The organism is Leptospira fainei serovar Hurstbridge str. BUT 6, assembly GCF_000306235.2.
GTDB lineage: Bacteria > Spirochaetota > Leptospiria > Leptospirales > Leptospiraceae > Leptospira_B > Leptospira_B fainei.
Map to the genome: position 1 here is coordinate 1516611 of NZ_AKWZ02000010.1, position 22695 is coordinate 1539305.

At 44.7% G+C, this 22695-nt stretch carries 28 protein-coding genes; 17 read left to right on the forward strand and 11 right to left on the reverse strand.

Annotated features, from left to right (window positions below; all coding sequences use genetic code 11):
- The first annotated feature begins 102 nt into the window (after positions 1–102).
- The 6 genes from LEP1GSC058_RS16190 (at position 103) to LEP1GSC058_RS16215 (ending at position 4428) form a co-directional block, all read left to right on the forward strand.
- A complete protein-coding gene (locus LEP1GSC058_RS16190) occupies positions 103–1266 on the forward strand; it encodes an Acg family FMN-binding oxidoreductase (RefSeq protein WP_016549848.1) in 1164 nt (387 codons plus the stop codon).
- An 88-nt stretch (positions 1267–1354) separates the two neighbouring features.
- Positions 1355–1813: a hypothetical protein gene (locus tag LEP1GSC058_RS16195; RefSeq protein WP_016550618.1), complete on the forward strand. Its 459-nt coding sequence runs from the start codon at positions 1355–1357 to the stop codon at positions 1811–1813.
- Positions 1814–1908: 95 nt separating this feature from the next.
- On the forward strand, positions 1909–2265 hold the full coding sequence (locus LEP1GSC058_RS16200) for an MORN repeat-containing protein (protein WP_016550543.1): 357 nt from the start codon (positions 1909–1911) through the stop codon (positions 2263–2265).
- Positions 2262–2969, forward strand: a complete 708-nt coding sequence (gene bla, locus LEP1GSC058_RS16205) for a subclass B1 metallo-beta-lactamase (RefSeq protein ID WP_016550565.1) — start codon at positions 2262–2264, stop codon at positions 2967–2969. Before LEP1GSC058_RS16200 ends, bla begins: the two co-directional genes overlap by 4 nt.
- Before the next feature lie 107 nt (positions 2970–3076).
- Positions 3077–3505 carry a DUF3995 domain-containing protein gene (locus LEP1GSC058_RS16210; RefSeq protein ID WP_051133805.1) on the forward strand — a complete coding sequence of 143 codons (429 nt, stop codon included), beginning with the start codon at positions 3077–3079 and terminating at the stop codon, positions 3503–3505.
- A gap of 170 nt (positions 3506–3675) precedes the next feature.
- Positions 3676–4428: an amidohydrolase family protein gene (locus LEP1GSC058_RS16215; protein ID WP_016549882.1), complete on the forward strand. Its 753-nt coding sequence runs from the start codon at positions 3676–3678 to the stop codon at positions 4426–4428.
- Here LEP1GSC058_RS16215 and LEP1GSC058_RS16220 read toward each other — a convergent pair.
- Positions 4425–5255 (reverse strand): SDR family NAD(P)-dependent oxidoreductase, encoded by an 831-nt coding sequence (locus tag LEP1GSC058_RS16220; protein WP_016549610.1) that lies wholly within the window; start codon positions 5253–5255, stop codon positions 4425–4427. The two genes, LEP1GSC058_RS16215 and LEP1GSC058_RS16220, sit on opposite strands and share 4 nt — an antisense overlap.
- A gap of 258 nt (positions 5256–5513) precedes the next feature.
- A complete protein-coding gene (locus tag LEP1GSC058_RS16225) occupies positions 5514–6665 on the reverse strand; it encodes an IS481 family transposase (protein WP_016551039.1) in 1152 nt (383 codons plus the stop codon).
- Positions 6666–6792: 127 nt separating this feature from the next.
- On the opposite strand from LEP1GSC058_RS16225, the gene LEP1GSC058_RS16230 reads away from it, so the two are divergent.
- From LEP1GSC058_RS16230 to LEP1GSC058_RS16245, 4 genes are all read left to right on the forward strand, one after another.
- Positions 6793–7461, forward strand: a complete 669-nt coding sequence (locus LEP1GSC058_RS16230) for a low molecular weight phosphatase family protein (RefSeq protein ID WP_016550419.1) — start codon at positions 6793–6795, stop codon at positions 7459–7461.
- A gap of 258 nt (positions 7462–7719) precedes the next feature.
- A complete protein-coding gene (locus tag LEP1GSC058_RS16235) occupies positions 7720–8256 on the forward strand; it encodes a hypothetical protein (protein WP_016550182.1) in 537 nt (178 codons plus the stop codon).
- Between the two features lie 23 nt (positions 8257–8279).
- Positions 8280–9134: a membrane protein gene (locus LEP1GSC058_RS16240; RefSeq protein ID WP_016549532.1), complete on the forward strand. Its 855-nt coding sequence runs from the start codon at positions 8280–8282 to the stop codon at positions 9132–9134.
- Between the two features lie 159 nt (positions 9135–9293).
- Positions 9294–10364 carry a lipoprotein LipL41 gene (locus LEP1GSC058_RS16245; RefSeq protein ID WP_016549536.1) on the forward strand — a complete coding sequence of 357 codons (1071 nt, stop codon included), beginning with the start codon at positions 9294–9296 and terminating at the stop codon, positions 10362–10364.
- A gap of 8 nt (positions 10365–10372) precedes the next feature.
- Here the strand turns inward: LEP1GSC058_RS16245 and ftsZ are convergent, their stop codons facing one another.
- The 3 genes from ftsZ to LEP1GSC058_RS16260 are packed head-to-tail and all read right to left on the reverse strand — an operon-like array spanning position 10373 to position 13600.
- On the reverse strand, positions 10373–11578 hold the full coding sequence (ftsZ, locus tag LEP1GSC058_RS16250) for a cell division protein FtsZ (RefSeq protein ID WP_016550040.1): 1206 nt from the start codon (positions 11576–11578) through the stop codon (positions 10373–10375).
- Between the two features lie 47 nt (positions 11579–11625).
- Positions 11626–12852 carry a cell division protein FtsA gene (gene ftsA / locus LEP1GSC058_RS16255; protein ID WP_016550655.1) on the reverse strand — a complete coding sequence of 409 codons (1227 nt, stop codon included), beginning with the start codon at positions 12850–12852 and terminating at the stop codon, positions 11626–11628.
- A 4-nt stretch (positions 12853–12856) separates the two neighbouring features.
- The gene (locus LEP1GSC058_RS16260; protein WP_039948465.1) at positions 12857–13600 is read right to left on the reverse strand and encodes a cell division protein FtsQ/DivIB; all 744 of its coding nucleotides are present in this window, start codon (positions 13598–13600) and stop codon (positions 12857–12859) included.
- A 148-nt stretch (positions 13601–13748) separates the two neighbouring features.
- Here LEP1GSC058_RS16260 and LEP1GSC058_RS16265 point away from each other — a divergent pair, with 148 nt between their 5' ends.
- From LEP1GSC058_RS16265 to kdsB, 7 genes are read left to right on the forward strand one after another with little or no spacing between them, the layout of a single operon-like run.
- Positions 13749–14552: an MlaD family protein gene (locus LEP1GSC058_RS16265; RefSeq protein WP_039948729.1), complete on the forward strand. Its 804-nt coding sequence runs from the start codon at positions 13749–13751 to the stop codon at positions 14550–14552.
- Positions 14553–14599: 47 nt separating this feature from the next.
- Positions 14600–15703 (forward strand): glycosyltransferase, encoded by a 1104-nt coding sequence (locus LEP1GSC058_RS16270; protein WP_016551035.1) that lies wholly within the window; start codon positions 14600–14602, stop codon positions 15701–15703.
- Positions 15700–15924 (forward strand): flagellar FlbD family protein, encoded by a 225-nt coding sequence (locus LEP1GSC058_RS16275; RefSeq protein ID WP_016549421.1) that lies wholly within the window; start codon positions 15700–15702, stop codon positions 15922–15924. Before LEP1GSC058_RS16270 ends, LEP1GSC058_RS16275 begins: the two co-directional genes overlap by 4 nt.
- 6 nt (positions 15925–15930) lie before the next feature.
- Complete coding sequence (locus tag LEP1GSC058_RS16280) at positions 15931–16713, forward strand: motility protein A (RefSeq protein ID WP_010571936.1); 783 nt, start codon at positions 15931–15933, stop codon at positions 16711–16713.
- Positions 16714–16746: 33 nt separating this feature from the next.
- On the forward strand, positions 16747–17574 hold the full coding sequence (gene motB, locus LEP1GSC058_RS16285) for a flagellar motor protein MotB (RefSeq protein ID WP_016549624.1): 828 nt from the start codon (positions 16747–16749) through the stop codon (positions 17572–17574).
- 23 nt (positions 17575–17597) lie between these two features.
- A complete protein-coding gene (locus LEP1GSC058_RS16290) occupies positions 17598–18122 on the forward strand; it encodes a flagellar basal body-associated FliL family protein (protein ID WP_010571937.1) in 525 nt (174 codons plus the stop codon).
- A complete protein-coding gene (gene kdsB, locus LEP1GSC058_RS16295; protein WP_039948466.1) occupies positions 18122–18862 on the forward strand; it encodes a 3-deoxy-manno-octulosonate cytidylyltransferase in 741 nt (246 codons plus the stop codon). Before LEP1GSC058_RS16290 ends, kdsB begins: the two co-directional genes overlap by 1 nt.
- Before the next feature lie 57 nt (positions 18863–18919).
- On the opposite strand, the gene LEP1GSC058_RS16300 is transcribed toward kdsB, so the two are convergent.
- The 6 genes from LEP1GSC058_RS16300 to LEP1GSC058_RS16325 all read right to left on the reverse strand — a co-directional run bounded on the left by LEP1GSC058_RS16300 (position 18920) and on the right by LEP1GSC058_RS16325 (position 22548).
- Positions 18920–19258: an STAS domain-containing protein gene (locus LEP1GSC058_RS16300; protein WP_010571939.1), complete on the reverse strand. Its 339-nt coding sequence runs from the start codon at positions 19256–19258 to the stop codon at positions 18920–18922.
- Positions 19259–19354: 96 nt separating this feature from the next.
- On the reverse strand, positions 19355–19564 hold the full coding sequence (locus LEP1GSC058_RS16305; protein WP_016550786.1) for a hypothetical protein: 210 nt from the start codon (positions 19562–19564) through the stop codon (positions 19355–19357).
- Between the two features lie 89 nt (positions 19565–19653).
- Entirely contained in the window at positions 19654–20067 is a 414-nt protein-coding gene (locus LEP1GSC058_RS16310; protein WP_039948730.1) for a c-type cytochrome, read from the reverse strand.
- Between the two features lie 183 nt (positions 20068–20250).
- On the reverse strand, positions 20251–20610 hold the full coding sequence (locus LEP1GSC058_RS16315; RefSeq protein ID WP_016550321.1) for a Zn-ribbon domain-containing OB-fold protein: 360 nt from the start codon (positions 20608–20610) through the stop codon (positions 20251–20253).
- Between the two features lie 2 nt (positions 20611–20612).
- Positions 20613–21776 (reverse strand): thiolase domain-containing protein, encoded by a 1164-nt coding sequence (locus LEP1GSC058_RS16320; RefSeq protein ID WP_016549550.1) that lies wholly within the window; start codon positions 21774–21776, stop codon positions 20613–20615.
- 4 nt (positions 21777–21780) lie between these two features.
- The gene (locus tag LEP1GSC058_RS16325; protein ID WP_010571944.1) at positions 21781–22548 is read right to left on the reverse strand and encodes a glucose 1-dehydrogenase; all 768 of its coding nucleotides are present in this window, start codon (positions 22546–22548) and stop codon (positions 21781–21783) included.
- Positions 22549–22695: the final 147 nt, after the last annotated feature.

Sequence of the window (22695 nt, forward strand, 5' to 3'; positions counted from 1 at the left end):
TGAATTAGCTATCGGATTCTTGGATCGGCAGTGGCGGAGATATTGATTTGACCATTTCGATTCAAGCCTTAAATTCTGGGAATGACTCGGCTTTCTCGTAAGATGTTTCTTCGTAAATCAATCGGCCTGGGAATTGTTTTGACTGTTCCCGAATTCTTGTGCTATTGTTCTTCTCTCTCGGATCGAAACTTCGGGTTAGAAGGAAATAATCCGTTTAAGAATTCGGAAGCGATGGGTTTTAATAATCCGATTTTAAAAGCGCTTAATATCGGAATAACGGCCCCTAATCCGCATAATGTTCAACCCTGGAAATTCGAAATCTTAGACGATCAATCAGCGAATTTATATGTCGATGAACGTAGGTTATTAAAAGACACCGATCCGCCCGCTAGACAAATTCACATCGGGCAGGGCACCTTCTTGGAAACGTTGGCAATCGGAGCAAGTCAATTTGGTTACAAAGCGGAATTTACTATTTTTCCGAACGGTAAATATACGACCTCCGATATAGGAAAAAAACCGATCGCAAAAATAAGCTTGGAAAAATCGTCGAATGTTTCCGTCGATCCTCTCGCGGATTATATTCCGAAACGCGCGACGAATCGAAGCGTTTATTTCGGCGATCCGCTAAGCGAGAACGATTTTTCAAACCTTCTAATCGATGCTAAATTACGATTCTCGCAAGCCTTTTTCGTGAATGAAAAGGAATCTGCAGAACTGAAAAAATCGACGATTTCGGCAATGGGAATCGAAACGAATACGTACAATACGTATGAAGAATCCAGAATTTGGTTCCGCTACAACGACGATGAGATCAATTCGAAGCGAGACGGTTTATCATTACGGGGCTCCGGACTTTCTGGAGTTAAATATTTCGCCGTAAGAAATTTTTTTCTAAAGCCCGGTAAAGATAGCTGGCATTCCGAAAGCAACCGGAAGGCCGGCCTTGATATGTTCGTCGAACAAGTGAATAGTTCGAAAGGTTTTATCTATTTGAAGACGTCCCAGAATCGGATTTTGGATTGGATTCTCGTGGGACGAGATTACGTGAGACTGCAATTGGCGGCCACCAAATACGGATTCGTGATTCATCCTTTGAGTCAGATTCTTCAGGAATATTCTGAAATGGATGCTCTTAGAGTACGGTTCGAAAACGAAATGCGTTTAAAGAAAGGGGAGAAAATCCAAATGCTAGTTCGAATCGGAAAAAGCGATTACGAGTTTTTTAGCCCGAGAAGAAATTTGAAAAATATGATCGCCGGATAATTTATAAAAAGCGTATAAACTTTGCTGAAACATTTTCGAGTCTGATCAGCGGATCGATCATTTGTTGCGGTAACTTGATGAGGAGAGAATGAGGAAAATTGTATTTTGGACGGGCGTATTCTTTTCGATTTTGATTCCGATTACCCTGCCTTTAGCAGAAGCCGGAACCTGCGTAAACGGGGACGAGTCGATGTATTTATTTTTCACTGAAATTGCCTGTGTGATTACCGTCTTTTGCCTCTTAGCTATTTCTTTCGGGACGGCAACTAGCGGAATTTTAAGTCTTTGGTTAGGCTCGATTCCGGCCCTTCTTGGAATATATTTTTATATCGCCTACGTTCCCGTTTACCTATATTTTTCCACTTTCGGGAATTATGGTCTGTGCGATATATTGCAGCAGGATTTATATATAGGGAAGCCGAACTTGATTGCGGCTAGGGAAACGTTTAACGGATTATTTTCGCGCTCCTTTGCATTATTGATAGCGATTCCTTTGTTTTCATTGGTGGTAGCTCCGTATAAAATTTATAAAGCTAGTCGACTTTGACTCGGACAACTATATGGATGATTCTTCTTTCCGATATTAAAGTATTCGACGTTTGCTAGTTTTATCGTATGCAAAAGGGATATTTTTCATTTCTCATGATCTTCATAGTCGCGGCGGGGGCTTACTATTATCTTTCTCCTAATTGTCTAAAAGGAAACTGCAAGGACGGTTTCGGAATTAAATACTTATCCGGCCAATATAGATATGAAGGTAATTTTAAGAACGGCCTCGCCGATGGTAATGGCAAACTTGTTTTGGAATCGGGAGAATCCTATGATGGCGAATGGATTCGCGGTAATAAGGAAGGAACTGGGACCTATATTTACATGAACGGAAATCGATATGTCGGTTCTTGGAAATCGAATAAACCCGATGGAGAAGGCATACTTTATGATTTGGAAGGAGCCGTTCTGTATAAAGGACAATGGAACGCTGGAAATACGGTAAAATGAAAATTATCGTAGCTATCACGTTGTTACTGCCCTTGCAATTGGGTGCCGATGATCCGAAAATCAGAGTGACTCCGCTTACCGAGGATTTTTACGTTCATACTTCATATCATAAAATCGATAACGTGTCTTTTCCTTCCAATGGTTTAATTATTTCGACGAAATCGGGCGCAATTCTTATCGATACCGCTTGGGGAAACGAACAGACGGTCCAGGTTTTACAGTGGATTAAAGAGAATTTAAAAATGCCTGTCCGTTTTGCTATTCTTACCCACTTCCATGACGATCGAACGGGAGGTATTCAAGAGTTAAAGAATAGGAATATTCCGAGTTACGCAAATCGAAGAACGATTCAGAAAATGAAATCGCTTAACTTACCCGTTCCGGATCGACTATTGAAGGATGAAATGGATTTTCGGATGGACGATCTCGTATTCAAAATTCTTTATCCAGGCCATGGTCATAGTGAAGATAATATCGTAGTTTGGTTTCCCTTATCGAAGGTCCTCTTTGGCGGATGCTTAGTTAAGAGTCCGCAAACGAAAAGCCTCGGAAATATCAAAGATGCGAATTTAGTCGAATGGCCCAAAATGATACGGTCCTTAGAAAAGTCCTATTCCAACGCGAAATTTGTAATACCGGGACATGAAGCTTGGGGCGGTCCGGAAGCGTTTAGAAGAACCTTAGAATTATTATCCGGCCACTGATTTCGAACCCGGCTATACGGTATTCTTTCTTCATTAAAGCCTTCTCTAAACGGTAACTAAATGGAAAAATTCTCGATATTATTAAAGCTCGGGTGTAAGCTTTCAATATGCCGGATTTTATTTCTCTTAGCCTAACAGCAATTTTCCTGTCCCTTGGATGTATTCACTTGTACTGGGTCTTCGGTGGTAATTGGGGGTCAGATTCGGTCGTGCCTCAGCTAGAATTGGAAGGTCGACCCGCTTTTATACCCGGAGTCGGTATCACATTTCTAATGGTATTGGTTTTTTGGTCGATGGCCGCCGTTATTTTGGCTTTTTCCGGATTCTTTCAAACTCCGATCGAACGTAAAATCTATCGATGGTGTGTAGCGGCAATATCGGCGATTTTTTTTCTGAGAGCATTCGGTGATTTCCGTTATGTGGGTTTCTTTAAAAAGGTTAGGGGGACTAAGTTCGCATACTGGGATACTCGCATATATTCGCCGCTTTGCCTCGGAATAGGAATTTTAACTTCTTATTTGGCGATTACTCAATAAATGATTTCTGATATTACATTCGGCTCCGACTGATGCCTCAGCTGAATGCGTCCTATTATAGGATCGAATAAATTATCGATTTCTATTATACTTTTACTTTAAATTACGCATATTCGATTTATCTTGTGCTTAACTCTTGACCATTATTCTTCGAAGAGTTATACTAAGTCATGTCCTTATTCGATGCCCATTTCCATATCATTGATCCGCAATTCCCGTTAGTTCCGAATCACGGATTTTTACCGGAACCTTTTACTATTGCCGATTACAAATCCAAAGCTTATCCGCTTGGAATTAGTGGAGGAGCAGTAATATCGGGATCGTTTCAGGTATTCGATCAAACATATTTATTGCATGCATTAAGCGTTCTCGGAAAAAAATTTGTAGGCGTTACCCAATTACCTGCAACCGCATCCGATCAAGAGATATGTCTACTTGCGGAGGCAGGGGTAAGAGCGATTCGATTCAATGTAAGGCGAGGGGGATCCGAGGAGTTATCTAAAATTAAGGAAATGGGTGCCCGAGTATACGATTTGGCGGGTTGGCACGTCGAACTTTATATAGACGCGAAAGAGATAGACGACTTTTTAGAAGGGGTTCTGCTTTCTTTGCCGAAAGTTTCTATAGATCACATGGGTCTTTCTAAAGAGGGACTTCCTACAATTTTGAAATTGGCAACAAAAGGGGTAAGAATTAAAGCAACCGGTTTCGGACGAGTTGATTTCGATGTACAATCCGCATTGCGAAACATCGCGGACGCGAATCCGGAAAGTTTGCTTTTCGGCACCGATCTTCCGTCTACCCGCGCGGCAGTTCCCTTTACCGAAAAAGATTTGAATTTGATTCGAGATACGTTCGAAGGCGATTTACTCGCTAAAGTTCTTTCAAAGAATGCTAGAAAGTTTTACGGGATTTCATCCTAAGCCTTGCCGAAAATTCTTGCCGCGATTTTCCTGACCACCCAGTTCGGGAAAATTTTCGTAGAAAGATAATGCAATTTATTTAATGTACCTGGAACGATTTTCTTCTTCCCTGCTAGTACGCCTTCGAATCCGATTCTTGCAACTTCCTTCGGATCCATCGCAACCCTATACGCCATATTACCTAGCGATCCTTTTTTATCGTTTTTTTGAATTCCTGCCACGTTAAGAAAATTAGTACGAGTCGTACCGGGATAAAGTATGCAGACCTTAATTCCGTGCGGTGCCAATTCTTCCGCTATCGCTTCCGAAAATCGAACGACATATGATTTACTTGCCGCATAGGCGGCCATGAAAGGAAGGGCCTGAAGAGAAGCTGTGGAGGCAACATTCATGATAGTCCCATGACCATCTTCTTTCATTTGTTTTCCGAACGTAGAGGTAAGGGAAGTAATCGCGTTTACGTTTAATAGCAGCATCGATTCGACTTTTGCCGCAGGAAGATCGGTCGCTTCACCCCAAAGCCCAAATCCCGCATTATTGATCAAAATATCGATTTTTACTCCCAACGATTTTGTCCAAGCTAGAATTTTTTTCGAAGTATCAGTCGAAGTTAGATCCCATTCGAGTATGTCGATTGACCCACCCGGTGAGTTCGCATACAAATCTTGTCGAGCCTGAGTTAATTCTTTTTTATAAAGACCGACGATCAAAACCCGATAGCCTGCAATATGGAAATGGAGAGCAAGTTCTTTGCCGATTCCGGAAGACCCACCCGTGATCAGGACAGTTTTTTGCTGAGCCTTTTGTGTAAAAGTATGAGATTTCATTTTAATATAAATCAATTCGCGAACTTGAACGAACTGTGATCGCTATCGACCGGAATTCTGCATAGGAAATATTGTCGGCTGTCAATCATATACACTATAAAATTTATGTGTGAGCTCATACACGACTAATCTCAAATAAAAGTGTTGTGAAAAAAAGGATAAAGTGTTATACGCGCCGCTATACTCCACCGACCGGCCCCCACCCAAGCCGGGTGTACGTCCTGGAACATAGGTAACACTTTAGACCGGAGACATGGGTTACACTTTCAAAGTCCTAGATATTTTCTTTGTGTTCTCATTCAAATAACCTATTTTCACAAAGCTGAAATAAATGGCCCATATACCGTCGTCGACAGGTTCAAGGCCGATATTCTCTCCACCTAAACTCTTCGTAATAAAGAATCTTTGATTTTTCCAATAAAAATTACCGTCATCGACTTTACGAATTTCAAAATGATCCGGATAAAATATCTCGGATAGACGATTCGGATAGGATCTTATGGAAGGTTTATAGATCTTCGCAGGCGGCTTTTGACCTAACGCCTCATGGGGACGATCATGGTTATATTCCGCTCTAAAACGATCGAATGCCTTTTGCTGCTGTCTCATATTAGAACGAATCGGATAAACCGCTTCTGCCTTCAAAGTCCTATGCATTCTTTCATGCCTTCCGTTCTCTTGTGGTTTTCCCGGATGAATCCTTTCCGGAAAAATACCTAATTTGATCCACCACATTGATAATAGGGAAATTCCCGACCCGGCAGCAAACGGAATTCCATTATCCGTTCTAATCGCATTCGGAAGGCCGTATTCTCGAAAACACTTCTCAAATTCCTTCTTTGTTTCGTAAGTCCTTGTGCCTGATAGCCCTTTGCAACTTAGAAGAAACCGACTGTAACCGTCGGATATTGTTAAGGGATAACAACGGATTCCGTCTCGCATTTTAAAATCACCTTTGAAATCAGCACACCAAACCGCATTCGGATGATCATAACCTCGGAAAGGTTCCGAAAAACGAACCATTCCTCCTCTCTTCTTACGGGGCTTTACTAAACCTCTTTTCTTAAGAATACTGCCGATCGTGCTCGCTGCAGGCCAAATAATTTCCGGATGACTTCCCTCAAGTACTACAAGCAATTTGCGAGGTCCCCAAGTAGGGTGCTGCTTACGAACTGCAAGAATCAACCGCTCTTCCGCAAAACCTACTCGGTTCGGGTTTGTGTGCGGAACCCTACTTCTCTCCAAAAGACCTTCAGGGCCTTCCTTCCGATACCGTTCAAGCCACTTGTATCCCGTCTTTCTACTTATTCCAAATGTTTCACAAAGAGAACTTATGGAAACCGTTCCGTCGCATACTGCGGCAATAAATTTTACTTTCTCGTCCATAGGGGACACCTCTTTCCACGGCAAAGGATTTTCCTCCCTTTGCCTAAATTTCAGTGTTACCTATGTCACAGGTCTATTCTGTTACCGATGTCTCCGGTTTGTACCGGGTGGGGATAGCCAAAATAATCTAACTCAACTCAAAGAAACTAGCTTGCTTGGGGAAGCGAAGCCCTTAGAATCCTCTTCCATGTCGCCATTATTTCAGAATCTTAGAAATTTCTTAGAAGCTAGGCAAACTGAAACGGACAGTATTTTGCCGGAGCGAAAGAAAATTCTGACGCAATTCGCCGAATCGATTTTGGAATCCTTTGAAAAGAGAAGTAAGGCAACGATTCTATTTGTATGTACCCAGAATTCCAGGCGGAGTCAAATATCTCAGATTTTTGGAGCAGCCATTCCGCAATTTCTTGGCATTCCGAGTATCAAGGCCTTTTCGGGCGGAACTGAAATTTCCGCATTTCATCCGAATTCAATTGCTGCTTTGGAAAGTATCGGGTTTCGCATAGAAAACGAGGGTCCTCCCAGAAACCCGAAGTATTCCATTCGCTGGGCAGACGGCACACCGGCTCTAATTGCGTTTTCCAAGAAATTTTCCGATCCTCCAAATCCGCACCGGGATTTTATCGTAATCATGGTTTGTTCATCTGCTGATGAGGCCTGTCCTTATGTTGCGGGAGCGGAGGCGCGAATTAGTTTACCTTTTGAGGATCCAAAGTCCGCAGACGATTCTCCGGAGGTTATTTCTAAATATGTGGAAACCTGCGAAAGAATCGCCCGGGAATTACTCTTTACGTTTCAATTCGTAAAGAGTAAAATTTAAATCTCATTGCTATAACTTGCGAAGGGCCTTTTGGCATTTTAAATTATTATGAACCGAAGGATCGTAGAAACTTGCAATTAACTCGGATCATAGCGACCAAAACCTTCGACTCAACCCGTGTCGAAAATTGTAAGAAAGGTGAGGATTGCTCGGTTCCGAGAACTCCGAAAGATGCCTTGCGATGCAATTCAAACATTCTGTTATTGTAATGGATTCCGATCCTTTAAGTCTTACTGTTGTCTGTCGAGGGAAAAGAAAGTGGATTTAAATTCTAGTATTATCGTATCGATTCCGTTTTCGGTTTTCGTTCTCATATTCTTATATTCGCTTCGGGATAGAAAGAGGAAGGAGGAATTTCAATTTTCCGATATGACAAATCCTTTCCCGCGCATAATGAAAGGAAATTTCCCTGTAAACGTCGATCTGGATTCAGCGGTTCGAAAATTAGAATCGATCGGTTATTTTACGAAACAATTGGAAGAAAAGATTCTCTTTCAAAATGCCGCCAGTCTTCAAAAGACAAGAAGTTGGCTTTGGTCCTATGGCAAATTGGAAAAATCCGATTCCATCATTAAATTTAATTTATATGCTAATTTGGGTTCTTTCCTTACCGTTCCTGCAGCTCTGGCGGTAGTCGTTTCCTTCGGCCTTCTCGTACAGAGTAATATTTCTTCGGATCGCGCTTCGATTCTACCGTTCTTCTTTTTAGGATTCGCCTTTTTCTTCTCGATCTCAACTTTCGTTTCTCAAGTAAAAAAAGAAAAAAGCGAATTCAGAAAAATATTGGAAGGGTAGTCGAACTATCTTGAATTTATTTTATGTTGATTAAAGTAATTTTGATACTCCTTTCCCTTTCTTCGATGCTGGGTTTGGGGCTAAAGATTCATCGAGGCGAACTCGGTTCCGTCCGAGAATCTTTACCTACGATCGGAATGGCTTTCCTAGTTAATTTCGGACTTTTACCGGCTTTCGCCGTTTTTTCATCAAGATGTTTGGATTTATCGGAAGCGACATTGATCGGATTATTTCTATGTGCCTCTTCGCCGGGCGGAGCGTCCGGAGGGTTATTCGTATTAAGAGCCGGCGGAAACCCGGCAGTCGGCGGACTTCTCATTGCATTGTTAAACGGCGCGAATACGATTTTGACTCCTTTCCTTTTTTCCTTATTTAGAGGAGGTCCCACATTTGAATGGGAGCTTTTTTTAAAACTATTGGCAATCGGCTTTTTTTTACAAGGCTTACCTCTTTTGATCGGTTTAGTCGGCCGCGCCTACCTACCGAAATTAGCGGTGCATTCCTTACCTTTTGTAGAACGAATCAGTACTGGGGCACTTTTACTTTCGGTAGTTCTGCTTATTTTTCAATACGGTGAAAAAGCGATCACTCTTGGTCCTTTAGTCTGGATCGAAGGATTTGCAATTATTGTCGTTTCTTTAGCTGCTTCCTTCCTCTTCTTTTGGACGGATCTTTCCGTTCGAGCCTCCGTTTCGGTCGTGTCGGGTGTTCGAAGTCTTTCTTTGGCATTATTATTGGCCGAACTTCACGTTCGGTTATCGGAAACTTTGCTTACGATTCTTATGTATGGGTTACTCATGTATCTTTCCGTCTGGGTTGCCTCGGTATTTTGGAAGAATAAAAATAGCGACCGGAGTAGTTCGCTCCCGGAGAATTAGGAACGAAGCGCGGAATTCTTGCAACAGATGAATAACACCCGATTGCGAAGATGGGGAGCGTTCGAAAGATTTTTTTCGAATTCATTTTTGTTCTAAAAATTATGTGGAAGGCGCTCGCTATCGATGTACAATTCTGAAGGAAATTAGGTCGGACATAAAATGAGAGGAATACTATTTGGATTCTTGCTTGGAGCGATTCTTTGGCTCTCTTGCCAGAGGGTTTCGGTCGAATACCCATCGTTTCCTCAGACAAAAGAAGGCCGGGAACTTCGACATTTTCTGAAAGGGGTCCGAGTCGTTGCGTTGGCTGTCGAGTCCCCGAGCGCCGATGTTTGGGGTCAAGACGCGGATATTAGCCAAGCTTTTATTCGAATTGTTCCTGCAAAGATTTTCCAGGCTTTTTCTGAAGATTCTTACTTTAAGATGGTCGATCTAAGCAAACGAACGGACATTATAGACGAAGCGAGTTTATCTCTCACCGGAATAACGAATGGTCGATCCAAATTAGGTGAATTACTCGGAGCGGAGGCGATTCTTTATATCAGCGTCGGAAAACCGGTTTACGAATGTAGTTTGGAAATGCGCGCCGACTATAGGGCTATTGGGATGTTGCTTTTACAAGCCGCTGCCAACGCTAATTCTAACAAGAGACGTGGACATTCTCCAGCTCCGATTCGACAGAATAACGATCCGGTAATGAAGCCTACGGGCGTTCGAAAGTTACTTTTGCCGATTGAAGCGACTTTAGTGCGAGTCGATACTGGAGAATCGAAAAAGGCCGTTATCTCCAAGCCTACAACGATCTATAATGGAGCCGGGGCTACGTCCTGCCCGGCGATGTTGGAATCTTTATCTCAAGCGTTAACGGAAGTGATTCCGGAAATGGAAGTCAGGCTAGCTCCGAAATTGGAAACGAAGAGCATCCGAATTTTTACCGACGATGACGACCAGGAGATAGCTTCCTATCTTTCGGAAGGATACGAGGAGATTAAAGGGGATACTCCTAGTTTTAATCGAGCAAAATTAGCCTGGGAAAAAGCCGATGCGAAATCCGCCGGAAAAAGCTGGGCTGCAAAGGCTAATCTCGCGACTTACTACTTCTCTCAGGGAGATTTTGAAAAAGCGGCGGAATTATACGAATCCGCAGTCAAACTCGGAAGCAACAAAAAAAGTTATCTAAAAGATTTAAGTAAGATCGCTTCCTCCGCGGCAGAAGCGATCGAAGAATAATCTCTAATCTATTTTCCTTTTTCGTTTCTTCGCATGAAAGCCGGAATATCATAATCTTCGCGAGCCGAGGATTGTCCGGAGCGAGTCTTTAGAGATCGGTAGGTTTCCGTATCCGTAATTCGCTCGGGCTCCGTACGATAATAGGACGGACGCTGCTCTTCTACGGGAGCTTGTTCCGTCAAGCCGACGACCTTTCTTTGCAGTTGACCCGTCGGATATTTCGCGCTTGAATTCGTCGGCAAACTTGCCGGACGTTTATTAAATCCGGTTGCAATTACCGTTACTCGAATCCTTTTTTCCAATTCAGGGTCTTCGGTTAAACCCACGATAATATTCGCGTTAGGATCAACTTGCGACGTGATGATCTGCGACACTTCGTTCCAATCCGAAATCGTAAGATCCGTTCCTCCGGTTACATTGATCAAGAGAGACGTTGCGCCTGCGATTGAACGCGAATCTAAAAGCGCATTATCGATCGCGTAATTCACGGCCTCGGAAACTTTCTTTTCGCCGCTTCCTTCGCCCACTCCCATGACTGCGTCGCCGGTATCTCTCATTATGACTTTCACATCGGCAAAATCCACATTGATAATACCCGGATTGTTTACGATATCGCTGATACCTCTGACTGCGTTCAACAGAATATCGTCAATGACTCGGAAAGCCTGGTCGATCGGAGTATCCCGGTCCACGACTTGAAAAATCGATTCATTATTTACTAAAATGAGAGTGTCCACATAGTTTCGCAATTGATCGATGCCGCGTTTGGCTAATTCCATTCTGCGTCGACCTTCGAAGGAAAAAGGAATCGTTACCACCCCGACAACGAGGCATTTCATTTCTTTCGCTATCTTCGCTACGATCGGAGCCGCGCCGGTTCCTGTTCCGCCCCCCATTCCCGCGGTAACGAAGACCATATCGGCGCCTTGGATTATCGATTGGATTCTGTCTCGATCTTCCTCCGCTGCTTTTGCTCCAAGTTCAGGATCTCCGCCTGCCCCCATTCCTCTGGTGATTTTGGAACCGAGAGTGATTCGATTTTCTATATCCGAGCGGCGCAATACCTGCTCGTCGGTATTCATGATGACGTATTCCACTCCTCGCAGACTAGAATGAGCCATACGCGCGACCGCATTCATACCGCCTCCGCCTATACCGAGGACTTTAATTATGGCCGGACTTGTCTTATCTGCTTCTTCTTCGAAACGCAACATATTTCACCTTCCTTAGGTCTTGCAAACGATCCGGGATTTCCGGAAATCTATAAATTCTCTTCGATCCATCTGCGGAGTTTTTTGCTCCAGGACTCGGTACGATCTTGGGATTTCTGTTCCATCTCCCCTAAGCGAGACGCATATTTAATGAGCCCCACTGCGGTGGAAAATTCGGGTGAGGAAACTCTCTCGGCAAGACCTGAGAGTCCGGCGGGTCGAGCTCGAGTGACCGTTAAATGAAAGACATCTTCTGCCAAAGATTCGATTCCTTCCAGAAGACTTCCACCGCCCGTAAGAATCGCTCCGCCTGCGAGAAATGATTTTTTTCCCGACTTCACCAATTCCGCATCCACCATTTCGAATATTTCTCTCATGCGTGGTTCGATAATATTCACCAATTCTTCCCGTAAAACGGATCGGGCAGGACGTCCGCTAATCGGTGGGATTTCCACGGTTTCAGTGGGATCCATCTCTTCGAGAGTACAGTGTCCATAACGTTTTTTTAATAGCTCTGCGGTTTCAATGGTTGTTTTTAGACCTATCGAAAGATCGGAGGTTACGTTATAGCCGCCGAACGGAATGATCGCCGAGTAAGCGATTCCTCCGTCTATGTAAATGATCAAATCGCAAATGCCTGCTCCGATATCCAATACCGCCGTCCCCAGATCCTTTTCGCCCGAAGTTAATACTGCTTCGGAGGACGCAAGACTGGAAAGAACGCGGGCATCTTCCACTAATCCGGCAGCTTCAACACACTTTTCTAAATTATGAAGGGCTGTAATTCCTGCAGTGACGATGTGAACTTCCGCCTCTAGTCTGACTCCGGTCATTCCGATCGGATCTTTGATGGAGGTTTGATCGTCCACGGAAAATTCCTTGGACAATACGTGTATGATTTCCTGGTCCGCGGGAACTCGTATCGCTTGCGCGGCTTCTATGACTCGAACCACGTCCGGTTCCGTTACGGCTCTATCGCGATTAGTGATCGCCACGACCCCTTTGGAATTATCCGCTCTTACGGACTTTCCGGTGACGTTCACTACCACGGATGTGATTTCCTGTCCGCACATCAATTCCGCTTCGCTGACCGCTTCCACTATGGAACGAGTCGTCGCCTCTATGTTTACGATCGCTCCGTTCTTGATCCCGGAAGACGGGAAAGAACCGGTGCCGATGATTTCGGTTTCGTACTCCGAAACAGGACGACCGACAACTACTTTGGTAAGCGAAGTTCCTAAATCCAACGATACGATTGTTCTTTCCGAAGCTTCCATTCGTTTAATGATAGACCGCGTCCTCTCCGCGGATATCCACTAATCGTGGTTTGACTTTTTCTTTTTCGAGATACGCTAGGACTGCATATAATTTACGAACTTGTTCGATTTGGAATAGAGTTCCAACCTGTACTCTTACCGGGATAGGGGCATCGGTATAAACGAAGATCTCCCCGTCCTCATGAAGCGATACTTCGGAGACTCTCGTTTTCAGGGCAGGGTACGCGCGAAACGCGTTCTCAACCGAAGTATACAAATCTCTGAACGCGGCGCCGCTCACGAATCCGCCTTCCCGAGGAAAGGTTCCCGAGAGGACCGTTAATCCGGGGGTTCGCACGTCGTCCTTGGATAGAACTTTCAATTCGGAATCTATCTCGAATAGATGACCGTCCGAATTAACTAGGTAGACCGGTTTTCGTTCGGTAATTTCGACCAATAGTTGATCTTCCGACTTTTTTTCAAGTCTGGCTTTTTTGATTCGAGGATGAGACGTTAGGCGACTTTCCATGAGACTCAGGTCGTAATTTTCGAAAGAAGTTCCCGGTTGAATTCCCATGATTTGAACGATTTCTTCCGTCTTGAGCGTCTCGTGTCCGGTCAGGATAAGTTTGTTCAACTCCTGGGGAAGGGTCCCCTTTCTGAATCCCCATCCAATACTGCTAATAAGCAGAATCAAAAAGGCCAGGAGCCACCAACTTGTTCTTTTTTGAATGGAATCTTTCAGAAAGTCAATTAGATTATGTCTCATACGGCTTTCTACGGGGCTTTTTCTTACTTCCTACTAAATTCTATCGGGAAAAATCGCATATTCCCGTTTGATTTTCGGTTTTCCGATTAGGTTTTAGTTGCTATCTCCGGAATACCGACATACTCTAGATGAGAACCTTTCCGAATCGATGAAATTTCCGAGACCGTCTCCCGTACATTTGGGATTAGCATTCTTTTTCGTATTCACCTTGCTGCTCTATCATTCCGTTCTAGAGAGAGCCGGAACGAAAGATATCTATCCTTACACTCTCAAGATCTATTATCCAAAGTCTCAAGGAATTCGGCCGGGCACCTCCGTGAGCATTCTCGGGGTTGAAAAGGGTTTGGTTCGGGATGTGGACGTGGTTCCGATTGAAGAAGTTCCCGATAAGAGGTTTTTAGATCCTCTTCGTAAGAAAGCTGTCGAAATTACGATACGACTCGCGGACCCGATAACATTATATGCAAATTACAATATCAGTTTTCGGACGGCAACCGTTCTGTCCGGTAGGACGATCGATATCGATCCCGGCAGTGCGGAAAGGGATCCGAATATGGGATTTTTTAAGCCGACGTATAGGGAAGAAAAGGAAAATGCTCCCGATTTTGCGCCATCTGCAAAATATTACGATGATTTCTTTGCAGCTTCGACGGGAATCATTCGGGAAAATCAAAACGATATTCATGTCACATTTCGGAACTTGTTGGAAGTCTCCGAAAAACTAAAGGGTAGTAAAGGTAGTATCCCTAGAATATTAAACGATAACGATATTCACGATAATATCGCCGAGACGATGGTGGACATGCGTTTATTCGGAGACGATACCCGACGCTATACGGAAGGATATCGTAAATTGGAACGCTCGTCTCTAATTCCATTTTCAATTAACTTGTATCGTAGGACCACTCTGATCGGCAGCATATCCTCCGATTTCTATCTCAACCGACTATAGGTTGAAAAAACCGTGGCGATTCGCCGTTTCTTGCCGATTGGGAGGATATGAAAGTCGCCGTCATTCATGATTGGCTAAATGGAATGCGCGGAGGGGAGGTCGTTTTAGACTCTCTTCTGAAGATATTTCCGAATGCCGACCTATTTACCCTGTTTTACGAACCGGGTAAACTCAATGAAAGAATCGAAACTCGTAAAATTACGACTGCTTTCACCGATAGACTTCCGTTTAAATCCAGGTATCGGTGGTATCTTCCTCTGTTTCCGACCGCAATAGAATCTTTTGATCTTCGCGGTTATGACTTGGTATTCTCTTCTTCGCATTGCGTGGCCAAGGGAGTGATTCCGGATCCGGATGCGATTCATATCAGTTACGTGCATTCCCCGATGCGCTATGTTTGGGATCTATATTACGATTATTTTCCCGCTCGCAAAGGACTCAAATTCTTAGCGTTCCAAGCGGTATCGAATTATCTTAGAATGTGGGACGCGGCTTCGGCAAATAGGGTGGATTCTTTCTTGGCGAATTCAGCGTTTGTCGGACGGCGAATTAAAAAATTCTATCGGCGAGATTCTACGATCGTCCATCCTCCCTGTCTTCCGGAAGGATTTAAAGTAAAGAAAATTCAAAAAGAGGACTTCGATTTGATCGTTTCCGCCTTTGCTCCTTATAAAAGGATAGATCTGGCCATCGAAGCTTACCGGAAGAACGGTCGGCGATTAAAGATTCTCGGAAGCGGCCAAGAATATAAGAATCTAGTTAAACTTCTTCCTCCGAATGTGGAAATACTTCCGCATCGTCCTCGTTCGGAAGTAATCGAGTATTTGTCTAAAGCAAAAGTCTTCGTTTTTCCAGGGATGGAAGATTTCGGGATCGCTCCTGTGGAAGCTCAAGGATATGGCACGCCTGTGATTGCATACGGCAAAGGCGGCGCCTTGGAAACCGTAATTGGCGGGAAAACCGGGGTATTTTTTAAAGAACAGACGGTGGAAGCGCTAAATTCCTCCTTGATCGAATCGGATTCTATCGAATGGAACCCGAAAAATTTTCAAACCTCCGTGAATCGATTTACGGAGGAAAAATTCATTATCCAAATTTCGAAGGCGGTCGATTCTATAAACAAGAACTCCAGCTCGAGGAAGGGCAATTGATTACCCTGCACCGTTTAAAGGGGACGGAATTCGTCCTGAACGCTTCTCATATAGAATGTATCGAGGCTAATCCCGATACTACGATCACTCTTTCGAATGATCGAAAATATGTGGTTCAAGAGAGCGTTCCGCAAGTGATCGAAAAGATTATAGAGTTCAAAAAGAGAGTATTAGTCTTCCCGATAGGCTCTACTCCCGACCAATTTAAGAAGGTAGATTAAGCGATCATGGATATAGCATCACTCATCGGTTTGGGTTCCGCTTTAGTCGTTGTGGCCTTCGGTATTCTTTCCGCAGGGTTGAACCCGATAGATATCGTGGATATTCCCTCAGTCTTGATTACGTTCGGAGGCGCTACTGCCTGTACGATCATGGCGGTTCCTTGGCAGTCGACTCTCGACGTAGGTAAAATTACCCGTAAGGCGTTTCGTGAAGAAAAGAGCGATCTGGTGGAACTGATTAAGACTCTGGTTTCCTTTTCCGAGAAAGCAAGACGAGAAGGTCTACTCGCTCTCGAAGACGACGTTAACGAGTTGCCGGAGGAATTCCTGCGCAAAGGAATTACCTTAGTCGTCGACGGAACGGACCCGGAGTTGGTTCGAAATATTATGGAAACCGAAATGGGAAATATCGCCACCCGCCACTCCCAAGGAAAAGCTTGGTGGGAAAACTGGGGCGCTCTCGCTCCCGCATTCGGGATGATCGGAACCTTGATCGGACTTGTGCAGATGCTCAAGAACCTCGGCTCCGGAGATCCGAGCGCAATCGGAACGGGTATGGCCGCGGCTTTGATCACTACTCTTTACGGTTCAATGGGAGCGAATATGTTCGCCATTCCCATTATGAAAAAATTAATTCGTAAATCGGAAGATGAATTATTAATAAAGCAAATTATGATTGAGGGAACTCTTTCCATTCAATCCGGAGACAACCCTAGGATCGTTAAAGACAAACTTGCCAGCTTCCTCCCTCCGTCCGAACGCGGTGTCTTGAAGGAAGAAGGGGATTAATCCGGGAACGAATCCCGTACGGTTGGAAGACTTATGGCGCAGCAAAAATGTCCAGAATGCATTCAGAACATCCCCGAATACATGCTTACGTACGGGGACATGGTGACACTTCTCCTATGTTTCTTTATCATGCTTTATAAAACCGGTAAGACGAACGCGATCGAAATGCAGATCATTCTTTCGGCGTTTAAAACGACGACCGGCTTCTTTGACGGAGGACAGACCCTGTCCAAAGGTAAGCTGGAAGAGATGGGGATGAATATCGAAAGTCTTCCATCGATGACTACCGGTAAGGCTCTTTCCAAATCTAAGAAGACTGCGACCGAGTTATTTAAGCCCGAGATCGAAGCCGGCAAGGTCCGCGTAACGGAAGACGAACGCGGACTAGTGATAAGCTTGGTGGGCGCGGATTATTTCGGACCAGGTTCGGCGATTCTTAATGATCCGATTAAATCAACGCTGAAGAAAGCGAGCGGGTTAATAAAAAATTTAGAACGCTTCGTACGGGTCGAAGGACATTGCGACGCGGATGCGGTGGTGCCGGGCGCAAATCCGAATCGAGAAGAACGTGCCTATTTGAATAATTGGGACCTCGCCGGCGCTAGAGCGATAAATTCCACCGATTATTTAGTCGGTGTCGGTAGGTTGGATCCGAGTTGGTTTCAAGCCGTAAGTTTCGGATCTTATCGGCCTTTAGCCGTAGAATACGAAGGAACACCGGAAGCAAAAGCCTTCAATCGAAGGATAGATATCGTAATCTTAACCGATAAATCCACGAAGAGAGGACCGCATGAATCGAATTACGGTCTTCCAAAGAGCCGCGTTCCCGGCTCGGAAACTTCCACCGAAAGTGGATTCTAAAAGAGAAAAAGGAGAAGTAACCCATGGGTGATCCCGAAATAGACGAAGAAGAAGGCGGCGTCCCCGCCGCGGACGGCGGAGCCGGTTCTTCTCCACTTATAAAATGGCTCATCTATATTGCGGGAGCCGTCTTTGGAATTATCATCGTCGTACTTGTGTCTATGTTTGTCGCCAAACAAGCTGCTACGAGTACGTTTAGGGAGATGAAGAACGTTTCCTTGGTTAAGCCTCCTCCTCCTTTAGTCACGTTTGCTTTCCAAGAAGAATTCAGGATTAATACGGCCGATAAGGGTGAAACGCACTTCGTCAAAATGAAACTCTCTTTCGGCGTCGCAAAAGACGATACGAAGATAACGAATGAATTGGCGGAACGAATCGCTCAAATGCGGGATTTGGTGAACTTGATCGTCGGTCGCAAAACTAAGGACGATTTAATCGACGTGGAAGATCAATTGGATCTTCGTGAAGAAATCAAAGCTCAAATTAACCACATACTTTCGGAAGGAAAGATTCAGGAAGTCTACTTTACGGAATTTATCGTGAACTAATGACAAATCCCAAAGTACTAGGAGTCATCCCGGCAAGGTTCGGAAGTTCAAGGTTCCCGGGAAAGCCCCTCGTTCAGATAGGGGATTTCCCCATGATTCTCTGGACATATAAGAATTCTCTAAAGTCTTCTTTAGTGGATGAGTTAGTCGTAGCGACCGACGACGAGAGAATTCTTATGACAGTTTTGGATAGCGGAGGCAACGCAGTAATGACGTCTCCGGACCATCCGTCCGGAACGGATAGAATCCGAGAGGTCGCATTACGGTTTCCAAACTTCGGCGTCGTCGTAAATATACAAGGTGACGAGCCGGGTATAGAGGCCAACTTGATAGACGGCGTGGCACGGCTGAAAATAGACCGAAAAGATTGGGCCATGACTACTGCTGCCGTGCCGATGGATCCCAATGAAATCAACGATCCGAATAGGGTTAAAGTAGTGATGGATGCGAAGGGTAAAGCTTTGTATTTTTCCCGTTCACCGATTCCGAGCCAGTTTAAGAAAAACGTTCCGGCGTTCCGACATCTTGGAATCTACGCATACGATCGTGATTTCTTATTAAGTTACCCCGATCTTCCCGCTAGTCCTTTAGAGGAATCGGAATCCTTGGAACAATTGCGTGCGTTGGAAGCGGGATATTCGATCGGAGTACATATAACGGAGCGAGCTGCATTAAGCGTGGACACTCCGAATGATTTAAAATTAGTAATTCAAGATTTTCAAGCCAAAGGCCTGATATAGAATCGAACGATCGCTTGCGAATTTAACCGCTTCGCCCTCTAAGATGAAATCGATTCCTTAACCTAAAGCTTCTTGCAGGGTATTATGGATCAGTACGAAGTCCGTCAATCCGACTATATCCATTACTTTACGGAAATGATCGTTTAAACCGGCAAATTCAATCTTTGCAGAAGATTCCGCAGCCTTCGTAATCAAACTTATCAACGTAGCAAGTCCCGCAGAATTGATGTAAGATGTTCCGTGAAAATTCAGAATTACTCGAGCTCTACGCAATTCCGGAATAGAATGATATTTATTGATGATATCTTCGTCGGCATCGGAAGTGATCTCGCCTGAGATATGTAATACCGGTACAGACGGCTCCAAGTCCACGGTTATTTTGAATTCGTCAGACATATGCCTTATTTATCACAAAGACCCTCTCTTGAAACCCGAGTCAACCCCGTTTCAAAGGGTTTTTGAAAGGCTGGACTGCCATTTTGCCGAGCAAGATTAGGTGTAATGTTCTAGCTCCTGCGGAGAAAGTTTGTCGAATATTTCCCCGCACTTAGTGCACTGGAAGGCGACTTCTTTAGGTTTAGAGGAAATACCGAATAGAATCAAGAACCACGCGGATTTTGAATAGGTTTTGAGCTCTTTTACAAAGGGAGAATTTCGAGTAGTTCCGCAGGTTCGACAATGAGGCGCTTCTGATCCGTTCACATTTCCAGCATTAGAGGAGGGCGGAAAAGTTCCAGAAGAAAAGCCCGTACAGCGGAGAAAAGGGTGGGGAACCCCCACCCTTTTAGGGATTAGTTTTGTGCGAGGTGGATTACGTATTTTGCGACTAATTTAAGTTTATCGTCGCCTAGATACTTAAAGGCCACCATCGTACCGCCTGGAATTCCGTTATTTAACGTTTTTAGAATACCGGCTTCGGTCGGTCCGTTCTTCCATTCTTTCGCAGGAGCCTTATAATTACGCGGTTTAGGATTAAGGTTCGCTGCTGCGAGTCCGTCTCCGGCGCCTTTTTCACCGTGGCAAGATGCACAGTTTGCTGCAAAAATTTCTTTTCCCTGCTCCAATTCAGGAGTAAGGGCAGGAGCCGCGGTAGCAGCAGGCGCAGCCGCTTCTTTTTTGGATTCGTTTTTATCACCACAGTTCAGAACCAGAGCCAAAGCGAGGACGGTCGCAGAGGCGGAAATTAATAGAGCCCGATTTTTCATGGACTTCTCCTTTTTCATGGTTCCATCTTTCTCCGTTAGGATTGGAAAGCAAAGGAATTTTTTTGTCACAGAAACGTCCGAGAAACTTGACCTATATCAATGAGAAAATAATTTTCCAAGGCGGAAGAACGATCTCAAAGAAATTTGCGACCGCATTCCTTTATCGAATCCGGTAGCATTGGTTCATTGGATAGGTTTAAAGATGGATCCTGTTTTTGGTTCCATCCTATCGAATATGACAGGCATATCGATCGTAACGGATTCTGTGACGGGTTTTCCTTCCGATTGACCTTCCAAGATGCACATCGTTTTTGCGCCTTCCTCTAGATCGATGACGGCAAGGACATACGGAGCTCGCGAAGCTAGATGACCGAAACCTACATGAACGACCGTGTAGGTGTAGATTTTTCCCTTTCCGCTAAAGACTTTTTCCTGTAAGGAATCACTTCCGCAGCGAGTGCAAGCGACTGCCGGTTCAGTCATTTCAAATCCGCAAGAAGTACATTTCTTTCCTTTGAGTACGTTTAGTTCTATAGTCTCCATTTCTACTCGCCTCTCTGCAGAATATGCACAATACTGACGGCGCCAGGACCGCCCAAAACGTGAGTGAGTGCGGTTCGCGCATTTGCGACCTGCCGTTTTTCGGCTTGGTTCCTTAATTGGAATGTCATTTCTACGACTTGTCCGACTCCGGTGGCGCCGACAGGATGGCCCTTTGCTTTCAAGCCGCCGGAAGTATTGACCGGTAATTTTCCGCCAAGACGAGTATGTCCATCCATAGTAAACGGACCGCCTTTTCCCTTTTCCACGAAGCCCAGATCCTCTATATTGATGATCTCGGTGATCGTAAAACAGTCATGGCATTCCAGAACATCGATATCTTTTCTTTCCAAACCCGACATCTTGAACGCCTCTGCAGCGGCTTGAAGCGAGGCCGGAAAACTTACCGAATCTTTCTTTAAAGCCACATTAAAGTAATCTCCGCCGATTCCTGATCCTTTTACTAAAATGTAATCCTTTCTCAACGATTTCGCTTTTTCTTTTGTCGTAATAATTACGGCGGCGGACGCGTCCGTCACTAAGGAGACATCATGAAACCCGAATGGAGTTGTGACCATTCTCGCTCTCATGATATTATTAAACGAAATTTCTTTTTGTTTATGAGCGAAAGGGTTTAAGCTCCCGTGAAAGTAATTTTTTTCTGCGACCTTTGATAACATTTCCTTAGTCGTACCGAATTCGTGCATGTGTCGGGTCGCATTGAGTGCAAAACCCGACGGCCCCGAAATACAGTATCCGCCTTCCACGTCTTGGTCCTGTCCACGCGCGACGATTTCCATAGTAGTTTCAGGGTCCAGGCCGTTCATCTTTTCTACTCCCAAAACTAGAACGGTATCGTACAACCCCGACGCGACCGCAAGAAATCCCTGCCTCATTGCGATTCCACCGGAAGCACAAGCGCCTTCGGTTCTTATCGCCGGCCTATCGCCTAATCCTAGTAAGTTGGCTGCGTAAGAACCCATCGTATTCTGAGAGTTGAATTCATTACCCGCATAATTTCCCACATAGACGGCTTGAATTTCCTTCCGATCGATTCCCGAGTCCTTAATGGCTCCGTTGCCCGCTTCGGTTACCAAATCCCTAAGCGTTCTGTCTTTATGATTTCCATGGAGCGTCTCGTATGCTCCTACGATCGCGACTTCTCTCATGCGATTATAAACCTATCCCTGCGCCGCCGTCCACACGGAGATACGTTCCGGTGATGTACGACGCCTTATCCGACAGGAAGAATTCTACCGCGTTCGCGATTTCTTGCTGCGTTCCCGGCCTCTTTAACGGAATGAACGAAGGGTCCGTTAGTTTCTTTTGAACCTCTTCGGAAAGGGAGGATGTCATATCCGTTTGAACATAGCCGGGGCATACCGCATTTACCAATACACCGCGACCGGAGAATTCTCTTGCAGCGACTTTCGTTAATGCAATAACGGCGGCCTTAGAAGAGGAATAGTTTGCTTGGCCGGGTTGTCCGGTTAGGCCTGACAATGAAGAAATATTTACGATCCTCGCTGAAGGCGCTTTCAGAAGCAATTTTGAAGCGGACTTAGTCATAAGGAAAACGCCTTTTGCATTTACGTCCATGACGAAATCGAATTCTTGCTCAGTCATACGAATGAATAAATTGTCTTTTAAAACTCCGGCATTATTTACTAAGAAGTCCAATTTGCCGAATTTGTCTTTCACGGCCGCGATGACTGCATCGCAATCTTCCGGTTTGGTAACGTTTGCAGCGACTCCGATCGCTTTTACCCCGAATTCTTTAGCGATCTCAGCGGCAGCTTGCTCTATATGCTCCTTATTTAAATCGGCGACAACGATATCTCCGCCTTCTTTCGCGATCGTATTTGCAATCGCTCTTCCTAATCCTCTTGGAGAAGCAGCTCCGGTAATTAATGCGACTTTGCCTTCGAATTGTTTTGCCATTATTGGATTCCTCTTAATAGTTTCGAATTAGATCCGTTCCCGGAAAGGTTATGAAACCGTTTTTCTTTCTTAATAGAACGATTGTTCTGGCTAAACTTCATTTTATACCGTCCTGCCGACAAGGAAAATTCCAATTCTAATTTTTCG

Coding starts and splice junctions, on each gene's coding strand:
- LEP1GSC058_RS16190 (WP_016549848.1), top strand. CDS start 103: ATGTTTCTTCGTAAATCAATCGGCCTGGGAATTGTTTTGACTGTTCCC.
- LEP1GSC058_RS16195 (WP_016550618.1), top strand. CDS start 1,355: ATGAGGAAAATTGTATTTTGGACGGGCGTATTCTTTTCGATTTTGATT.
- LEP1GSC058_RS16200 (WP_016550543.1), top strand. CDS start 1,909: ATGATCTTCATAGTCGCGGCGGGGGCTTACTATTATCTTTCTCCTAAT.
- bla (WP_016550565.1), top strand. CDS start 2,262: ATGAAAATTATCGTAGCTATCACGTTGTTACTGCCCTTGCAATTGGGT.
- LEP1GSC058_RS16210 (WP_051133805.1), top strand. CDS start 3,077: ATGCCGGATTTTATTTCTCTTAGCCTAACAGCAATTTTCCTGTCCCTT.
- LEP1GSC058_RS16215 (WP_016549882.1), top strand. CDS start 3,676: ATGTCCTTATTCGATGCCCATTTCCATATCATTGATCCGCAATTCCCG.
- LEP1GSC058_RS16220 (WP_016549610.1), bottom strand. CDS start 5,255: ATGAAATCTCATACTTTTACACAAAAGGCTCAGCAAAAAACTGTCCTG.
- LEP1GSC058_RS16240 (WP_016549532.1), top strand. CDS start 8,280: ATGTTGATTAAAGTAATTTTGATACTCCTTTCCCTTTCTTCGATGCTG.
- LEP1GSC058_RS16245 (WP_016549536.1), top strand. CDS start 9,294: ATGAGAGGAATACTATTTGGATTCTTGCTTGGAGCGATTCTTTGGCTC.
- ftsZ (WP_016550040.1), bottom strand. CDS start 11,578: ATGTTGCGTTTCGAAGAAGAAGCAGATAAGACAAGTCCGGCCATAATT.
- ftsA (WP_016550655.1), bottom strand. CDS start 12,852: ATGGAAGCTTCGGAAAGAACAATCGTATCGTTGGATTTAGGAACTTCG.
- LEP1GSC058_RS16260 (WP_039948465.1), bottom strand. CDS start 13,600: ATGAGACATAATCTAATTGACTTTCTGAAAGATTCCATTCAAAAAAGA.
- LEP1GSC058_RS16265 (WP_039948729.1), top strand. CDS start 13,749: ATGAAATTTCCGAGACCGTCTCCCGTACATTTGGGATTAGCATTCTTT.
- LEP1GSC058_RS16270 (WP_016551035.1), top strand. CDS start 14,600: ATGAAAGTCGCCGTCATTCATGATTGGCTAAATGGAATGCGCGGAGGG.
- LEP1GSC058_RS16280 (WP_010571936.1), top strand. CDS start 15,931: ATGGATATAGCATCACTCATCGGTTTGGGTTCCGCTTTAGTCGTTGTG.
- motB (WP_016549624.1), top strand. CDS start 16,747: ATGGCGCAGCAAAAATGTCCAGAATGCATTCAGAACATCCCCGAATAC.
- LEP1GSC058_RS16290 (WP_010571937.1), top strand. CDS start 17,598: ATGGGTGATCCCGAAATAGACGAAGAAGAAGGCGGCGTCCCCGCCGCG.
- kdsB (WP_039948466.1), top strand. CDS start 18,122: ATGACAAATCCCAAAGTACTAGGAGTCATCCCGGCAAGGTTCGGAAGT.
- LEP1GSC058_RS16300 (WP_010571939.1), bottom strand. CDS start 19,258: ATGTCTGACGAATTCAAAATAACCGTGGACTTGGAGCCGTCTGTACCG.
- LEP1GSC058_RS16310 (WP_039948730.1), bottom strand. CDS start 20,067: ATGAAAAATCGGGCTCTATTAATTTCCGCCTCTGCGACCGTCCTCGCT.
- LEP1GSC058_RS16315 (WP_016550321.1), bottom strand. CDS start 20,610: ATGGAGACTATAGAACTAAACGTACTCAAAGGAAAGAAATGTACTTCT.
- LEP1GSC058_RS16320 (WP_016549550.1), bottom strand. CDS start 21,776: ATGAGAGAAGTCGCGATCGTAGGAGCATACGAGACGCTCCATGGAAAT.
- LEP1GSC058_RS16325 (WP_010571944.1), bottom strand. CDS start 22,548: ATGGCAAAACAATTCGAAGGCAAAGTCGCATTAATTACCGGAGCTGCT.